Source organism: Cellulophaga sp. RHA19 (genome assembly GCF_002813425.1).
Classification (GTDB): Bacteria; Bacteroidota; Bacteroidia; order Flavobacteriales; family Flavobacteriaceae; genus Cellulophaga.
The window spans coordinates 1,981,871-2,000,403 of the sequence record NZ_PHUL01000001.1; the positions used below are offsets into that span (position 1 = coordinate 1,981,871).

The 18,533-nt window shown below is 32.1% G+C and carries 12 protein-coding genes; 7 read left to right on the forward strand and 5 right to left on the reverse strand.

All coding sequences use genetic code 11. From position 1 onward, the window contains the following. From galB to AX016_RS08690, 3 genes are all read right to left on the reverse strand, one after another. A complete protein-coding gene (galB, locus tag AX016_RS08680; protein ID WP_100895229.1) occupies positions 1 to 2,472 on the reverse strand; it encodes a beta-galactosidase GalB in 2,472 nt (823 codons plus the stop codon). 12 nt (positions 2,473 to 2,484) lie between these two features. Beyond that, complete coding sequence (locus AX016_RS08685; protein WP_232732614.1) at positions 2,485 to 4,008, reverse strand: sulfatase-like hydrolase/transferase; 1,524 nt, start codon at positions 4,006 to 4,008, stop codon at positions 2,485 to 2,487. 150 nt (positions 4,009 to 4,158) lie between these two features. After that, positions 4,159 to 8,472 (reverse strand): two-component regulator propeller domain-containing protein, encoded by a 4,314-nt coding sequence (locus AX016_RS08690; protein ID WP_100895231.1) that lies wholly within the window; start codon positions 8,470 to 8,472, stop codon positions 4,159 to 4,161. A 239-nt stretch (positions 8,473 to 8,711) separates the two neighbouring features. Here AX016_RS08690 and AX016_RS08695 point away from each other — a divergent pair, with 239 nt between their 5' ends. From AX016_RS08695 to AX016_RS08725, 7 genes are all read left to right on the forward strand, one after another. Continuing rightward, complete coding sequence (locus tag AX016_RS08695) at positions 8,712 to 9,719, forward strand: zinc-binding alcohol dehydrogenase family protein (protein WP_100895232.1); 1,008 nt, start codon at positions 8,712 to 8,714, stop codon at positions 9,717 to 9,719. Between the two features lie 9 nt (positions 9,720 to 9,728). Continuing rightward, entirely contained in the window at positions 9,729 to 11,381 is a 1,653-nt protein-coding gene (locus AX016_RS08700; protein ID WP_100895233.1) for a UxaA family hydrolase, read from the forward strand. 34 nt (positions 11,382 to 11,415) lie between these two features. Then, the gene (locus tag AX016_RS08705) at positions 11,416 to 12,894 is read left to right on the forward strand and encodes a tagaturonate reductase (RefSeq protein ID WP_232732615.1); all 1,479 of its coding nucleotides are present in this window, start codon (positions 11,416 to 11,418) and stop codon (positions 12,892 to 12,894) included. Between the two features lies 1 nt (position 12,895). Further along, positions 12,896 to 13,723: an amidohydrolase family protein gene (locus AX016_RS08710; RefSeq protein WP_100895234.1), complete on the forward strand. Its 828-nt coding sequence runs from the start codon at positions 12,896 to 12,898 to the stop codon at positions 13,721 to 13,723. An 11-nt stretch (positions 13,724 to 13,734) separates the two neighbouring features. After that, positions 13,735 to 14,526 carry an SDR family oxidoreductase gene (locus AX016_RS08715; RefSeq protein WP_100895235.1) on the forward strand — a complete coding sequence of 264 codons (792 nt, stop codon included), beginning with the start codon at positions 13,735 to 13,737 and terminating at the stop codon, positions 14,524 to 14,526. A gap of 92 nt (positions 14,527 to 14,618) precedes the next feature. Then, positions 14,619 to 15,959 carry an L-fucose:H+ symporter permease gene (fucP, locus tag AX016_RS08720; RefSeq protein WP_100895236.1) on the forward strand — a complete coding sequence of 447 codons (1,341 nt, stop codon included), beginning with the start codon at positions 14,619 to 14,621 and terminating at the stop codon, positions 15,957 to 15,959. Between the two features lie 2 nt (positions 15,960 to 15,961). Continuing rightward, the gene (locus tag AX016_RS08725; protein WP_100895237.1) at positions 15,962 to 16,303 is read left to right on the forward strand and encodes an L-rhamnose mutarotase; all 342 of its coding nucleotides are present in this window, start codon (positions 15,962 to 15,964) and stop codon (positions 16,301 to 16,303) included. Positions 16,304 to 16,441: 138 nt separating this feature from the next. Here the strand turns inward: AX016_RS08725 and AX016_RS08730 are convergent, their stop codons facing one another. Continuing rightward, positions 16,442 to 17,455 carry an L-rhamnose/proton symporter RhaT gene (locus tag AX016_RS08730; protein ID WP_100895238.1) on the reverse strand — a complete coding sequence of 338 codons (1,014 nt, stop codon included), beginning with the start codon at positions 17,453 to 17,455 and terminating at the stop codon, positions 16,442 to 16,444. Positions 17,456 to 17,489: 34 nt separating this feature from the next. Then, positions 17,490 to 18,527: an aldose epimerase family protein gene (locus tag AX016_RS08735; RefSeq protein WP_100895239.1), complete on the reverse strand. Its 1,038-nt coding sequence runs from the start codon at positions 18,525 to 18,527 to the stop codon at positions 17,490 to 17,492. Positions 18,528 to 18,533: the final 6 nt, after the last annotated feature.

Here is an 18,533-nt window from a genome sequence, read left to right on the forward strand (position 1 = left end):
TTACTTAGTTTTTATAGTTATTGTAGCAGAACTAAGTTTATCTGAACTTGCGGTAATTTTAATTTCACCAGCAGTTTCTGTAGCTTTTATAATAGCTAAGCTTTTACCGTAAAAGGATTTAATATAATTTGCTTTAAAAGACTCTAGTGAAGCAGAGTTGCCATTACCAACAGCTTCTAAATCTCCATTACCAGATACTTTAAATGTTATAAGGTTATCTGCTTTAGGACATAAATTACCATCTTTATCTTCAACCCTAACTGTAATAAATGATAAATCTTTTCCAGATGCATTAATCGTATTTCTGTCTGCTGTTAATTTTATTTTATAAGGTTTACCTGCTGTTTTAATTTCTTTAGTAGCAACTGGTTTCCCATTTTTATAACCAACAACTTTTAAGCTTCCGGGTTGGTAAGGTACATTCCAAGATAATCTGTATTTAGAGTCAATAGTACCGCCTTTAAAACCGTTATATTCTGCAAAAATAGTAGTGGTGTCTTTTCCTTTTATTTTTTTGCCGTAAGATTTTCCGTTTACAAAAAGTTCTACTTCATCGCAATTTGTATACGAATAAACAGGAATGGTTTGCCCTTCTTTGCCCTCCCAGTTCCAATGTGGTAATACGTGTACCATTGGCTCTGTTGTCCATTGACTTTGGTACAAATAAAACCTGTCTTTAGGAAAACCTACCAAATCTACAGGCGCAAAATAAGAAGCGTGAGATGGCCAATCATCATTCCAATATCCGTTTGTAGAGTTATCTCTTCCGCCATATGGAGTAGGTTCTCCTAAATAATCAAAACCTGTCCATATAAATTCTCCCAACGAATGTGGATTTTGCTTTTGGGCTTCAAATTCTACCTCTGGAGGATACGTCCAAGACGGACCAATATTTACATCATAACTAGAAACTTGATTTGTTTCTTTGCTAACTCTTTCTTTTAACGGAAACTCATAATAACCTCTAGTACTTGTTTGTGAAGATGTTTCTGAACCGTAAAAAATCATATCAGGGTTCTGTTCTCTAATTTCTGCATAGTAAGCAGGTTTGTAGTTTACACCAACAACATCTATTTGGTATGCCAATTTATTTGTAAACGAAGTAGGGTAGTAGTTAAAACCAGCAGTTGTAGGTCTAGAGGCATCTTCATTATGGCAAATGTCATTTAGCATTTTAGCTATTTTCCAACCATCTTTTTTACCTTGTTCTAAAATTTCATTTCCAATACTCCACATAATTACAGATGGGTGGTTACGATCTCTTTTTATCATATCTCGTAAATCTTTTTCTGCCCATTTGTCAAAATATTTATGGTAACCATTAGGTACTTTAGCCTCTTTCCATTCATCAAAAGCTTCATCTATAACCACAATACCTAGTCTGTCACAAACCTGTAGCATTTCTGTAGAAGGTGGGTTGTGACTTGTGCGTAATGCGTTGGCACCCATTTGTTGCATTATTTGCATTTGGCGTTCTGTAGCTCTATAATTTACAGCGGCACCCAAAGGCCCAAGATCATGATGCATACAAACACCATTAAGCTCTACAGCTTTTCCGTTTAGGTAAAAACCTTCTTTTTTAAACTCAATAGTTCTAATACCAAATTCTGTAGTATACTCATCTACAACAGTATTGTTTATTTTAATACGACTTACGGCTTTGTATAAATTAGGCTTACCAATATCCCATAGAGTAGGGTTAGAAACTGTAATTTCTTGTGTTTGTTTTTGTTCTGATGTTTTATCTAGTTCTACTTTGTTGTTAGAAACAGCAACAGTTGCATTATTTATATCTAAAATAGTTGTCTCTAAGACTATGTTGGCAGTACTATTTAATGTGTTTTTAATTTTAGTTTCTATGTTAACAATAGCTTTGTTGTCATCTATTTTAGGTGTAGTAATATATGTACCCCATTGCGGAATATGCACTGGTTCGTTTAATTTTAGCCTTACATTGCGGTAAATACCAGCACCAGGGTACCATCTTTCAGACAAAATTTCTGGTGCCAATTGTACGGCAATAACATTGTTTTCTCCAAATTTAATAAACGGTGTTAAATTATACTCAAAACCACTATATCCGTAATGGCGTTCTCCAACAAAATTACCGTTTATATACACTTTAGAGTTATCCATAACCCCATCAAACTCTATAGAAATTTGCTTATTCTTATTTTTTGCATCTACTTTAAAATGTTTTCGGTACCAAGCAATACCATCTATGGGTAAACCACCATTACGAGCATTATTTTTGTCGCTAAACGGACCTTCTATAGCCCAATCATGTGGTACGTTTACTTTTCTCCAATTGCTATCATCAAAATTTACAGTTTCTGCATTTGGTACACTATCTTTTATAAATAACCAGTTTTTATTAAAATCTTGATCCTCTAAAACTTCTATTTCTTTTTTTTGACAAGAAGAAAAGATAACTAGAAAAAGTAGTAAAGCAGTTAGTTTATATGTTTGCATAAGGTTTATTTTTTAGTTTGATTTAAGTTGAGGTTTAGAAGTAGAAATATCTAACGGGTCATTCATTGCTTTTTGAAGCTTTTGTAGTTCATTAAATAATTGTACCACCCTGTTTTGTTCTTCAGGTAGGTTAGCAATGTTATTCATTTCTTCTGGGTCTTTGTTAAGGTTAAACAGCAGTACTTTTTTTATTTTTGGATATACAAGTAGCTTGTAGCCATCTTTTCTAATCATTCTTTGTACGTCTAAATACGCACCATAAACACTAGTGTATTTACTTTGGTTAGAGTTTTGTTTTGCTAATTGTAAAAAGCTATTAAACTCTACATAACTGGGTTTTTGTATACCTGCAATTTCTAGTGATGTTGCCATAGCATCTTGTAAGTACACATCTGCAGTATTTTTTTTGTTTTTTGGAATATCTGGACCAACAATTACCATTGGAGGCCTAATACTATGGTCAAATAAATTTTGTTTACCAAGTAAGCCGTGTTTTCCCATAGCTAGTCCATGGTCTGATGTAAAAATGATATACGTATTGTCTATTTTTCCAGAGTTTTTTAATGCTTTTAGTATTTTTCCTATTTGAGCATCTAAGTGTGTTATGCTGGCGTAATACTCTTTTATATGTGTTTTTATTGCAAGCTCTGTTCTAGGAAAAGGAGCTAAGGCTTCGTCTCGTAAATCATCACCATTGGCAATACTATGCCTGTACGGATACTCTGGCAAAAAACTTTTAGGCAAACTAATGTCTTTTACATTATACATATCTTGATATGCTTTTGGAGCCTGCCTAGGATCATGCGGAGCATTAAAAGCCAAATACATAAAAAAAGGTGTTTCTTTTTCTTTTGCTGTATTTATAAACGTAATAGCATCGTCTTTTAAAACTTCACTCCAATGTTTTCCGTCTTTCCAGTATCCGCCTTTAGTATTATCTGTAGGCAACCAAGTTGTATCTGTAGTAGTTTTTGGTCTATTGTAACCATTGGGCATAATTGTTTTAGAATCTGGGTTTTTAGTTTTGTAAAGCGAATCGAACTTTGCTACCATAGTTGCATGGTCCCAAGCATCTTTAGGCATACCAGGTCTTATATGCGCAGTGTTTTTAAAAACTTTTGTTGCTGCAGCATCTACGTGCCATTTGCCGGTCATATACGTGTCATAACCACTATTTTCTAATAGTTTTCCCCATGTTTTATCTAAAGAATCTTGTTTTTTCCAGTTTTGTCTAAAGTTATTAGCTCTCCATACAGATCTGCCAGAAATAAGCATTGCTCTAGATGCAGCACATACTGCACCGCTCCAAGAACCCATATTGTAAGCGTTAGTAAAGGTTGTACCTTGGTGTACAAGAGCATCCATATTTGGAGTCTTAATTTCAGAATTTCCTAAGGCATTAATAGATGTGTATGTTTGGTCATCTGTAAAAATAAAAACAATGTTAGGTTGTTGTTTTTTTGACTTTGGATTGCTTTTTTTACCACAAGCACTAAGTGTAAGTACTAGTATTAAAACAGCTGCATAAATCTTCATAACTATATGTTTTACCATAAAATTATTGTGCACACTAAAGTTGTGCGCACAATAATAAAATTAACTCCTATGTAACAAAGTTGAGATTTGTAGCTTTAAAAGCAGTATACAGATGGTTTTAATAATAAAACATATGTTTTTTACTAAAGTCTATTCTTTATCTGTGGTGTCTTCATTATTAATTCTTATGTATTTGCTAGGGACAACTCCAAATTGTTTTTTAAAACATTTAGAAAAGTATGATGCTGTGTTAAAACCGGTCATATACATAATTTCTTTTACAGATAAATCGCTTTTTTCAAAAAGCTGTACAGCTCTTTTTAATCTAATATTTCTTATAAATTCACTAGAAGAAAGTCCCGTTAATTCTTTAATTTTTAAATACAAGTTACTTCTACTCATATTCATTTCTTTAACCAACATTTCTACACTAAATTCTGAGTTCATCATATGTTTTTCTACAATTTCTATGGCGTTTTGTAAAAAAGTCTCATCAGAAGATGTAACTGTAACTTCATTTGGTTGCAGTGTAATTTCTCTGTTAAATTTTTTCCTTAATTTTTCTCTGTCATTTAAAATATTAGAAAGTTTAAGCTCTAGTAATTCTAAGTCAAAAGGTTTTCTAATGTAAGCATCTGCACCTGTTTTAAGCCCCTCAATTTCTTTTTCTTGAGATGTTTTTGCTGTTAGCATAACTACAGGAATATGACTGGTTTCTTGTGTAGATTTTATTTGGTTACAAAATTCTATACCATCCATAACTGGCATAACTAAATCTGTAATCACAATATTAGGAATAAACTTTTTGGCAAGTTCTAGTCCTTTTTCTCCATTTTCAGCTTCGTAAACGTAGTAACTTTCACCTAGTCCCTTTTTAATAAAAGACCGTATGTCTTGGTTATCATCTATAATTAATAATATAGGTAGTTTAGATCTAGACCTAGTCATATTTTGGTCTATAATATCATCCATAAAACTAATTGCGTGTGACTCTGCATCTACCTTACTAATAAATGTATTTTCCTCAAAAACTTCATGAAAGTTAAGTTCTTTCTTTTCTTGGTAAGTTTCTTTATCTTTTGGCAACCAAACATAAAAGGTAGATCCATTTTCAGAGTCGCTCTGTACTTTTATAATACCTTGATGCAGTTCTACCAAGTTTTTGGTAAATGACAATCCAATGCCTGTTCCTTTGGTGTTTACGTGAGTTGTAATACCAATATCTGTATAAAAACGCTCAAAAATATGTTGTAACCTGTGTGCAGGTATACCAGGTCCAGAATCTTTTACTTGTATCACTATATATTTAGACTGATCTATATTAAGATCTATATCTGTAGGTTTTATAAAGTCTTTGCCATTAAATATATCTAGTTTAATACTACCATTTTCTGGAGTAAATTTAAATGCATTGGAAAGTAAATTGTTTATAATTTTTTCAACAGCATCAGGATCAAACCAACTTAAAATAGATTCATTAGAAACATTAATTTTAAAATTGATATTCTTTTTTCGACTTAAAAACTGAAATGGTTCACCAACATCCTTTAAAAACTCTACAATATTATTTTTACTTAGGTTAAGACTCATTTTACCGTGGTCCATTTTTCTAAAATCTAATAGTTGATTTACTAAGCGTAACAAATAATCTGTGTTTTTGCGCATTAACACATATTGGTCTTTTGCTTCTTTAGGGCTAATGGTATCTGCTTTTTTTAATAAAAAATCTAAAGGGCCTTTTATAAGTGTTAGTGGAGTTCTAAACTCATGAGATATGTTTGTAAAAAACTCTAGTTTTAAACGGTGAATTTCTTCGTGTTTTTCTTTCTCTAGATGATCTAACTCTAGCTTATGTTTTTCTGCAGATCTTATAATGGTGTATCTTCTAAAAGCAAGTAATAGTACAACTGCAAGCAATACGTATAGCACTTTAGCAAGTGTTGTTCTCCACCAAGGTGGCGTAACATCTATTTTTAGCTCAATTGGTGTCTCATCCCAAATATAATCGTTATTAGATGCTTTTATTTTTAGCACATAAGATCCTGGTTCTAGATTTGTATAGGTAGCATATCTATTTTTTGATGTTGTGTATATCCAATCCTTGTCAAAACCTTCTAATTTATAAGCATATTTGTTTTTTCTAGATGCGGCATAGTGTAATGCAGCAAACTCAAAAGAGAAATTGTTTTCGCTATATTTTAGTTTTATTTTATCTATAGCGTTTATAGACTTGTCTAGAATTACTCTTCCGTTTATACGTTCTCCAATTGCAACAGGTTTATTAAAAATAGAGAAGTTGGTAAGTACAGTTTCAGCTTTAATTTTGTTACTTATTATTTCTTCAGGATAAAAAGTGGTAAAACCATTTACACCACCAAAAAATAACTGACCTTCCTTGGTTTTTAAAGCTGTTAGCTCGCTAAACTCATTACTTTGTAATCCGTCATTAACATCATAATTCTGAAAACTTTCATCAGTAGGGTTAAATTTAGATAATCCATTGTTTGTAGATATCCATAAATTACCTTGGTTATCTTCTAAAATACCTTTAATTACATTATTGGGTAACCCTTCCTTTTCTGTGTAACGTTTAAAACCTATTGTTTTATCTTTATTTACAATTAGTTTATTTAGTCCGCCTCCAAATGTACCAACCCATATGGTCCCCGATTTACACTCAAAAACAGTTAGTATATAATTATGACTTAATGTTGTATCATCATCAGGATTATTTTTAAAGGTTATAAATTTAGGGTTTTTAGAATTTTGTTGTTCAGGAGTTAACTTACTTAAACCATTACCTGTGGCAAACCATTTATTTCCTTTAGAGTCTTCAAAAATATCTCTAATAATATTATTAGGTAAGCTATACTGTTGGTTGTTATTCTGTTTTAAAATATCTTTAGTAAATGTAGAGCCATCTTTATTAATTAGCCATCTGTGTACACCGTCATTATAAGTTCCTATCCATATATTTTTTTCTTTGTCTTGTAAAATAGAAAACACACTACCAGATATGTCTGGGATTAATTTTAAATCGTTTTCAGATAATTTTTTATCATTAGTAACATCAATCTCATAAAGTCCTGGAGAAAATTCACCTCCAATGAATATTTTTCTTTTATTTTTTAATTCTATTTCTTCAATAGCAAAAATTTTGTTGACATTATTAAAGTGTTGAAACTGATTAAAATCTTTGGTAATGTTATTCTTTTTGAGAAAATTTAGCCCGCCACCTTCTGTTCCTATCCATAAGTTTTGACGACTATCTTCAAATATAGCACGCACTTTGTCATTACTTAGGCTATTTGGATCTAAGCTCTTTTTTATATGAGAGAACTGCTTTCTATGCGGATCAAATTTATTTACACCGCCACCATTGGCACCAGCCCAAATAATTCCAGTATGGTCTATAAATAAAGATTTTATAGCATTTTTACTTAAACTATTGCTAGGGTTTTTAGGATCGTATTTATAAACACTAATTAACTCTGGCTTAGCAGTGCTAGATATGTTAGAAAACTCTAGTAAACCGTTATCTCTACCTGCCCATATATGATTGTTATTTATAGAAATAGCGTTGTATGTACCTTCTTGTAAAAGTTCAATTTGGTTGGTGTCTTTATATGGTGAGTACTTGTATAAACCGTTACTGGTACCTAACATTAAATTACCATAACTATCTTCTGCAATAGCTTTAACATTAACGCTAGGAAGATTAATAAGGTGGTTAACAGACTGAAAGTAAATGTCGCCATTATTATCTCTAGATAATTTAGACAACCCGTTTATACCACCAATCCAAACTTGATGTTTACTATCCTCAAAAAATGAACTAACATTGTTGGTGTTTTTTATTGGTCTAGAGCTGTTTTGGTATAAGTTGTAGTGTTTAAATTTTAAGGAATCTGTAGGCTCATTTAAATCTACCATACTAACACCTTTAACTGTACCAACCCATAGCCTATTACTACTGTCTCTAAAAAGTACAGTAACATAGTTGCTTTTTAAACTGTTATCATCATTAGGGTCATGTTTGTATGTTGTAAATTCTTCTGTTTCTCTATTAAAGTAATTTAATCCTCCACCAGTAGTTCCAATCCATAAATCGCCTTTTTTATCATCAATAATTTTCCAAATTAAATTACTGCTAATGCTTTTTTTGTTTTCAGCATTGGGCTTAAATACCTTAAAGTTATAGCCATCATATCTATTTAATCCGTCATGAGTTCCAAACCACATAAACCGATCAATATCCTGAAAAATGACATTTACATCACTTTGTGATAAACCATTTTCTGTTGTTAAATGCTCAAACTTTAAAGAATTTTGAGCATAAGTAATTGCAGTTAATATTAAGAATAAGCTAAGTGTTAGTAGCTGTATTCTATGGTAAGGGTAAAGTTTAGTAGGGTTGCTGGTCATACTAACAAATATATCAAAATAGTAAATACAATAGATCATATGTTTTATTACTTAAATAGGTGATAAAACATATGTGTTGTGTGTAAGGTGTTGTTTTTAAGTTGTTTGTGTGTATTTGGTTGATGTTCTATAGGGTGAACAAATAACATATGTTCTAGTTTTTAAATCATTTACTGTAATTAACAAAAATGATATAAACGAACTTTACCAAAGAACTAAAGATCGTATTTGGGTAGTAATATCCAAATAAAATTAAACGCAAAATAACGCCATAAATAATGAAATATATAGTTTGTGAAAAACCAGGTGAATTTCTTTTAAAAGAGAAAAATGCACCAGTTAGAAAAGAAGGTGAAGCTCTACTAAAAATAAATAAGGTTGGTATTTGTGGTACAGATTTACACGCGTATGGTGGCAACCAAGCTTTTTTTACATATCCAAGAATTTTGGGTCATGAGTTAGCGTCTGAGGTATTAGAAATTGGAGAAAACCCAAAAGGTATTAAAGCAGGTGATAAGGTAGTAGTAATGCCATACATAAGCTGTGGAACTTGTATAGCTTGTAGAAACGGAAAAACAAACTGCTGCACTAATATCAAAGTTTTGGGTGTGCATACAGATGGTGGTATGCAAGAACAAATTACCGTACCTGCTAGTATTTTAATACCAGCTAATAATTTATCTAATGATCAAATGGCAATTGTAGAACCTTTGGCAATAGGAGCACACGCTATTAGAAGAGCAAATATTACAAAAGGAGAAACTATAGCTGTTGTTGGTTGTGGTCCTATTGGTATAGGAATTATGAAACTAGCACAAATTGCAGGTGCCAAAGTAATAGCTCTAGATTTAAACGAGCAACGATTGCAATATGCTAAAGAAAAAATAGGTGTAGACTACACTGTAAATGTTGCAGATGATCCTGTTGCTAAAATTACAGAGATTACAAATGGCGATTTATGTACTGCTGTTTTTGATGCATCTGGTCATAAAGGAGCATTAGAAACTTGTCCGTCTTATATGTCTCACGGCGGAAGATTTATACTTGTTGGCTTGTCTAAAGGAGAGTTAACCTATACGCACCCTGCAATACATGCTAAAGAAATGACATTAATGTGTAGCAGAAATGCAACAAGTCAAGATTTTGAACACGTAATTAATGTTTTAAATCAGTTTCCTACAGAATCATTTATTACTCATACTGTGCCTTTTACAGAGATGATTTCAAATTTTGATAGTTGGCTTAATCCAGAAACAGGAGTAATAAAAGCAACTGTAAATTTTTAAAAAATAGCAATGTCTAAAAACTACATACAAATAGATGCTAAAGACAATATTATAGTAGCTATTACAGCATTAAGTAAAGGTACAGTAGTAACTATAGCAGGTAAACAAATAGTTTTGCCACAAGACATAAAGCAAAAACATAAGTTTGCTTTACATGATTTTAATACTGCAGATAAAATTTATATGTATGGTGTTTTAATTGGTAAAGCAACAACAACTATTAAAGCAGGTAGTGCAATTACAATAGAAAATGTAAAACACGCATCATCAGACTTTACAAATAAAAAAGAAGAGTTTGTTTGGAGTGCACCAGACATATCTAAGTTTAAAAACAAAACATTTAACGGGTACCATAGAAAAGATGGTAAAGTAGGTACAGCCAATTATTGGTTGGTAATACCACTAACATTTTGTGAAAACAGAAATATTGATGTTTTAGAAGCTGCACTTGCAGAGAAACTTGGCTATCAAACAAAAAAAGATTTTGCTGTAGATACAGATGCTTTAATTAAGCAGTACAAATCTGGAGCAAGCAAAGATGCTATTTTTAATACGCCTATAATTACTACTCACGAGGAAATGGCTAAAAATAGAGTATTTCCTAATGTAGACGGAATTAAGTTTTTAAAACATGATGGTGGTTGTGGAGGCATACGTCAAGATTCTGAAACTTTATGCAGACTATTAGCTGGGTACATTTGTAACCCAAATGTAGCAGGAGCTACAATTTTAAGTTTAGGATGCCAAAATGCACAAATTTCTATGCTGCAAGATGCCATTTTAGCCATAGACCCAAAGCTTACTAAACCAGTAAACTACTTAGAGCAACAAGGTAGTTTAAGTGAGCGTAACTTTATAGAAGAAGCTGTAAAACATACGTTTTTAGGTTTAATAGAAGCCAACAAAATAAATAGAAAACCCGCACCGCTTAGCAAACTAATTTTAGGGTTAGAGTGTGGTGGTTCTGATGGGTTTTCAGGAATATCTGCAAACCCTGCTTTAGGTTATACATCAGATTTATTAGTAGCATTAGGAGGTAGTCCTGTTTTAGCAGAGTTTCCAGAACTTAACGGTGTAGAACAAGAAATAATTAATAGGTGTGTAACAGAAGAGGATTCTAAAAAGTTTTACAATTTAATGAGAGCGTACTCAGCTGCTGCTGTTGCTGTTGGTTCTGGTTTTGAAAACAATCCGTCTCCCGGAAATATTAAAGATGGCTTAATTACAGATGCTATGAAATCTGCAGGAGCGGCCAAAAAAGGAGGTACATCACCAGTAGTTAGTGTGTTAGATTATACAGAGCAGGTTACAAAGCCAGGTTTAAATTTATTATGTACACCAGGTAACGATGTAGAGTCTACTACCGGTTTGGTTGGTTCTGGTTGTAATGTGGTTGTATTTACAACTGGCTTAGGAACACCCACAGGAAACCCAGTTGCTCCTGTACTAAAAGTATCTAGTAATAGTGATTTGTACCAACGTATGAAAGACATTATAGATATAAACGCAGGTACTGTTATAAGTGGAGAAGATACTATAGAAACTATGGGAGAAAAATTTTTAGAACACATTATAAAAGTAGCTAGCGGAGAAGTAGCATCTAAAGCAGTAATACACGGTAATAACGACTTTATTCCTTGGAAGAGAGGAGTTTCTTTATAAATAAGATTTACGTAGTAAACAACGCATTGTAAAAATGACAACAAAAGAAAAAACTATACAATTATTAGACAGGTACACAGCTCAAAAACCAGTTAAGCATCCCGTACGTGTTATGCAATTTGGTGGAGGTAACTTTTTGCGCGCCTTTTGTGATTGGATGTTTGATGTGTTAAACAAAACAGCAGACTTTAATGGTAGTGTAGCTGTAATTAAACCAACAGAAAGAGGAGATTACACAGCTCTTAGGGAGCAAGATGGTTTGTTTACTGTAGCCTTAGATGGTATTAAAAATGGAGAAACAGTATCAGAAGTTACTTTAGTAGAGTCTATAAGTACCATTATTCAACCTTACACAGAATGGGATAAATACTTAGAGTTGGCAGAGTTACCAGAATTAAGATTTATAGTATCTAACACTACAGAAGCCGGAATTCAGTTTTCTGAAAATGATAAAATTACAGATTGTCCTCCTAAAGAATTCCCTGCAAAACTAACATTATGGTTACATCATAGATTTAGTTACTTTAATGGAGACAAGGATAAAGGCTGTATTTTTTTGCCTTGTGAGCTAATAGAAAATAACGGTGAGGCTTTAAAAGAAACAGTTATACAGTATGCAAAACATTGGCAGTTAAAACAAGAGTTTATAGACTGGATTTTAAATTGCAACCATTTTTGTAGCACACTGGTAGACCGTATAGTATCGGGTTATCCTAAAGATAGGGTTGCGTCACTAGAGAATAAAATAGGCTTTAAAGACAAGCTTTTAGTTGCTGGTGAAGAATACCATAGCTGGGTTATTAAGGCAGATGAATTGGTACAAAAAGAATTGCCTTTTTCTAAAACAGATTTAAACGTACAGTTTGTAGATAATTTAGACGATTACCGAGAAATGAAAGTGCGTATTTTAAATGGTGCACATACTTCTTTAGTTCCGGTTGGTTATTTAGCCGGATTAAGAACGGTAAAGGAAAGTATGGATAATGATATAGTTAGTAATCATATTTTTCAAATTTTAGCTACAGAAATTAAACCTACGTTAACTAAGTTTTCTTTTAACGAAATAGATGCTTTTATAAACGCTGTGGTAGACAGGTTTAAAAATCCTACGCTTCAACATTTTTTAATTGCAATATCATTAAATAGTACCTCAAAATTTCAATCAAGATTATTGCCTGCATTTAAAGACTATAATGAGCTAAATGGTTCTTTTCCTAAACGCATTGCTTTTTCGTTGGCCAGTTTAATTCGTTTTTACAAAGGCAGTTTTAATGAAGAGGATATAGCTATTAAAGATGATAGCTTGGTAGTTGAATTTTTTAAAAATCAATGGCATATGGTAGATAATAAGTCGCAATCTGTAACAGATTTAGTTACGCATACTCTAGCAAATAAAACTATAGTAGGTAGTGATTTAACTAAATATAAAGGGTTGGTAAACTTTATAGCTAAATCTATTTTAGAGATTGAAAAAAACGGAATAGAAGAAAGTCTTAAAAGTTTAGAAGAATAATATGATAATAGATGCTCATCAACATTTTTGGAAATATGAACCAACAAAACATAGTTGGATAGACGATACTATGGCTGTAATTAGAAAAGATTTTATGCCAGCCAAACTAAAAAAAGTTTATTTAGAAAATAATATAGATGGTTGTGTAGCTGTACAGGCAGACCAAACAACTTTAGAGAACGACTTTTTAATAGACCTGGCTTCTAAAAATAGCTTTATAAAAGGTGTTGTTGGTTGGGTAGATTTTAGAGCTAAAAATATTGATGAGGTTTTAAAACATTACAGTAAAATAAATATAATAAAAGGCTTTAGACACGTAGTACAAGGTGAGCCAGATCATAATTTTTTATTAAGAACAGACTTTTTAAACGGAATATCAAAATTAGAAAAATACAATTTTACGTATGACATTTTGGTTTTTCCGCATCAGTTAGGAGCAGTATTAGAGTTTGTAAAAAAGTTTCCTAAAATAAACTTTGTCATAGACCATATTGCTAAACCATATATAAAAGATGGTTTTTATGATGGTTGGGCAAACTTAATGTTGACAATTGGCGCACAACAAAATGTGTACTGCAAACTATCTGGTATGGTAACAGAAGCAGATTATATAGCGTGGACACCAGAAACTATACAACCTTATATGCAATTGGTTTTAAAAGCTTTTGGAGTAGATAGGTTGTTATTTGGATCAGATTGGCCTGTGTGCTTAGTAGCGGGCAACTATAAAAAAGTAAAAGAGTTAGTTACAGATTTTATTTCCCAATTAAGTGCAGAAGATCAAGAAAAGATACTTGGGTTAAATGCTGTAAAATTTTATAATTTATAAAAAGATATAAAATGGATTTAGGATTAAAAAATAAAGTAGTTGTAGTAACAGGAGCTGCCGGTATAAAAGGTAGTATAGGAGAAACAATAGTACAACATTTAGCGGCAGAGGGTGCAATACCAGTTATAGTTTGTAGAAATGATAGAGGTTTTGGATATGAAAAAGAACTTAAAGAAAAAGGTATAGATGCTTTGTTTGTAAAAACAGATTTATCAGACCATACACAAATTGAAGCTGCAGCTAAAACAATAGAAGAAAAATACGATAAAATTGATGCCTTAATAAATAATGTTGGTGTTAATGATGGTGCAGGTTTAGATGCACCTATAGAAGATTTTATGTACTCTCTTAAGCTTAATATGGTAAGTTATTTTGCAATGGCCAAATACTGTTTACCAATGCTAAAAAAAACTAAAGGAAATATTTTAAATATTGGGTCTAAAGTAGCACTTACAGGCCAAGGAGGTACATCTGGCTACGCAGCATCTAAAGGAGGTGTATTTGGGTTAACGCGTGAGTGGGCTGTAGATTTAATTAGCTACGGGATACGTTCTAATGCCATTGTTATTGCAGAAAGTTGGACACCTGCTTATGAGGCTTGGATTAAAACTTTAGAAAACGGAGAAGAAAAACTTCAATCTATTGTAAAAAAAATACCATTAGAAAATAGAATGACTATGCCAGCAGAAATTGCAGACCAATGTTTGTTTACAATATCTTCAAAATCATCACACACAACAGGACAGTTTATCACAGTAGACGGTGGTTATGTGCATTTAGATAGGTCTTTGTTAACAGAGTAAAATAATAAAACATTTGTTCTATTATTTAAGCCAGTAGTGGCCTTTACAAGTAGCTATCATTTTTAATTTTATATCAAAGTAATTACCTAAGTATGAATCAACCAAAAGTTAACCCAATAGTAAAAAAGGAATTGTTATTTCCTTTTATAATGATAACTTCTTTATTTGCTTTATGGGGAATTGCAAATGACTTAACCAATCCTATGGTTTCTGCGTTTAAAAAAGTAATGCCAGAATTGTCTAATATGCAGGCTTCTTTAGTACAGTTTGCTTTTTATTTTGGGTATTTTTTTATGGCATTACCAGCAGCTTTATTTATTAGAAAGTACAGTTACAAATCTGGTATTATATTAGGGTTGTGCTTGTACGCAATAGGAGCTTTTTTATTTTATCCGGCAGCAGCTTTACAAGAGTTTAATTACTTTTTAATTTCACTTTGGGTAATAACATGTGGTTTGGCATTTTTAGAGACCACCTCTAACCCATTAATATTGTCATTAGGAGCAAAAGAAACTGCAACGCAGCGTTTAAATTTAGCACAAGCTTTTAACCCAATAGGATCTTTAATTGGGATGATAGTAGCACAACAATTTGTAATTTCCTCTTTACGTTCTGATGACAAAAATGAAGCAGGAGAGTTGGTTTATGATTCCTTATCTACTTCTGCAAAAGCTGTTATAAGAGAAAACGATTTAAACGTAATTAGTGTACCATACATTATACTTGGTGTAGTTGTTTTGTGTATTATGGGCATTATATTATTTATTAAAATTCCTAAATCTGTAGACGGAGATAAAATGTCTATTTCAGATTCTTTTAAAAAATTACTAGCTAATAAAAACTACATTTTTGGAGTTGTAGCACAGGCATTTTATGTAGGAGCACAAATTATGTGTTGGACCTATATTTTTCAATATGTAGATAACATAAATGAAGGTTTACATAAAAACGAGGCATTAACAGCTACGTGGTATAATGTAGCAGCAATGATTATATTTTTATCTGGTAGATGGATAGGTACAGCTTTAATGAAAACATTAAATCCGTCTCGTGTATTACTATTATTTGGTTTAGGAGGAGTATTGTTTTCTGCCGGTGCAATTTTAATACAAGGCCAGTTAGGTTTATATTCATTGGTTACAGTGTCTTTATTTATGTCTATTATGTTTCCTACCATTTATGGTATTGCACTTAAAGATATGGGAGATGAAGCTAAAATAGGATCTGCAGGTTTGGTAATGGCAATTGTTGGCGGTGCTTTAATGCCAGTTTTACAAGGAGGAATTTTAGATTGGGGAGGACCTGGTTTTTCAGATGTAAAAGTGTTAGGGTTTATACCAGAAATTAATTTTTCATTTATACTACCACTTATATGTTTATCTGTAGTTACTGCTTATGGGTATGTAACTTATAAATCATCAAAAAAAATATAATAATGAGTACCAAAAGATATTGCTATTCTTGCGATTTAAAAGACGACTCTAAACTTATAGAAGAGTATAAAGCATACCACGCAGCAGGTAAAGCTTGGCCAGAAATTACTAAGAGTATAAAAGATGCTGGTATTGTAGATATGCAAATTTACCTAACAGGTAATAGAATGTTTATGATAATGGAGGTAGACGCAACTTTTGATGCTAATAAAAAGGCTAAAATGGATGCAGAAAACCCCAAAGTACAAGAGTGGGAAAACTTAATGTGGAAGTACCAACAAGAATTGCCATGGGCAAAAGATGGTGAAAAGTGGATTGCTTTAGAGAAGATATTTCAATTATAAAAAGTTAGTTTTTTTAGTTCTTTTTGTTTAAGTTTAGGCTGTTTTTATTAACAGTCTAAACTTTTTACAGTTAAAAGGCCTGCTTAAAAAAGCAGGCCTTCCTTACAAATAAAACTAAACTAACTACAAGTTTTGGTTTTAAACTATACTGTTGCTATAAGCAACTATTACAATACCAATTACCATACAACTAAGTCCTAGGTATAAAAAGTTTCTTGCTTTTTTAGATGCGTTAATCCACTCTTTGGTTATTATACCACTTAAAATTGCTGTTACCACACATGAAGTATTAAAAATTGCGTAACCAACAGTGTTACCCGAAGCTCCTAATTTATAAGCTGCAAATGCAAATAGGGCAGAAGCGGCATAGTGAAAAAATGCCATTACTAATATTAATACAAAGTTTTTACTAAAAGCAGGCGTTTTAAAATCTTTCCAAGCTTTTTTACTGTTTAATTGCCATAGAAAATAGGCAGTCATTACAATACCACCACTAATAAAAATAGGAAACATAACAGCAACAGCAGTAATCCACTCAGCATTTCCTGCAGCTTGGCTAGCCTCATGTAAGTAAGGTCTTCCTGCTGCATTAGCATAACTAAAGCCAGTTGCTAACAAACCGCCAACTACAGCAATTAAAATACCTGTGGCCATAGAACCTTTTTTTAAAGTATCATCTTTTGTGTTTTTTTCTACTTTTTCTCGTATAAAACCAGCTTTTCCGTTAGCAAATATGCCTATTAAAACAACAAACAAACCAATCAAAATTATTGATAGTTTATTAGTAGGGGGTAAGCCATCTTCAATAAAAGGTAATACAGAACCTACTAAAATTATGGTTCCAATAAATAAAGAAAACCCTAAAGACAAACCAATGTGATTAATAGCCTTGCTCCACATCATAACTCCAACTCCCCAAAGAAAACTTGTAAGTCCCATTTTTATCCATATATCTGTTGGCATATTTCCAAAAATATCACCAAACCCTTTTATTAAAGTTATTGATGCAATTATTGGAACAACAAACATTGTTAGTAGAAAAAATAAGCTCCAAGTATTCTCATATTTAAAATCTTTGGTAAATTTTTCTGGTAAGGCATATAGGCCCAACATTAATCCTGCAAAAATTGCTAGTAATACTCCTTCTGTCATAGTTTGGTTGTTTTTTTGAGTGAATTAGTTATTGTTAAAATGAAAATTTAAAGACGGTTGTGCTCTTAAAATTTTCACCAGCTTTTGTGATAGATTTTGGTGAGTTTTTAATATTTGGTCCGTTAGGATATCTATGAGTTTCACAACAAAAACCTCTGTATTTGCCGTATTTAAGTCCGTTTTCTCGTTTTAAATTATTGGCAGTGTATTTACCTGTGTATAAAAGCATACAAGGCTCTGTAGTAAAAACATCTAAACTTAATTGCTCATTTTCATTGGCTACTGTTGCCACTTTAGTTACTGTTTCTCCAGTATTATCAAAAACATAAAAATGTTCAAAACCATCATTCATTGCATTGTGTGCGTCTGCAATTTTTTTTGGGTTTCTTAAATCATCTACATCATTAGAAACATCTACTATTTCTCCTGTTGCCGCACCAGTATTATCTAATTTTAAACGTTTATTTGTAAATACTTGAGCTGTATGGTTCTCTATAGATGTACTAAAGCCAGACAAGTTAAAATAGGTGTGGTTTGTTAATGATAATGGTGTATCTGCGTCTGTAAAGGCATAATAATTAATAGTAAGTTCATTATTCTCTGTTAAGGAGAAAGTTACAGATACGCTGACATTTCCAGGAAAACCTTCTTCTAAATCTTTACTTATTAAAGTTAGTTTTACTAAGTTTTCATTGGTACTATCTAGACTCCATAATCTTTTGTCAAAACCCACTGTACCTCCGTGTAAATTATTAGGGCCGCAATTTTTCTCTAATTGATATTGTTTACCGTTTAAAGTAAAATTAGCATCTTTAATTTGTGAGCAATACCTACCTACGGTACTTCCAAAATAAGGAGCATTTTCTTTATAGTCATCAGAGAAATAACCATCTAAAGTATCAAAGCCACAAGCAATTTCTACTAGGTCTCCTTTTTTATTAGGTATTTGTATAGACGTAATTGTTGCTCCGTAATTGGTTATTTTTACCACCATTCCGTTTGCATTTTTTAAAGTATATAAATCTACTTTTTTATCATCTATAAGTCCAAAATTGCTTTGTATTGGTTTCATACTATT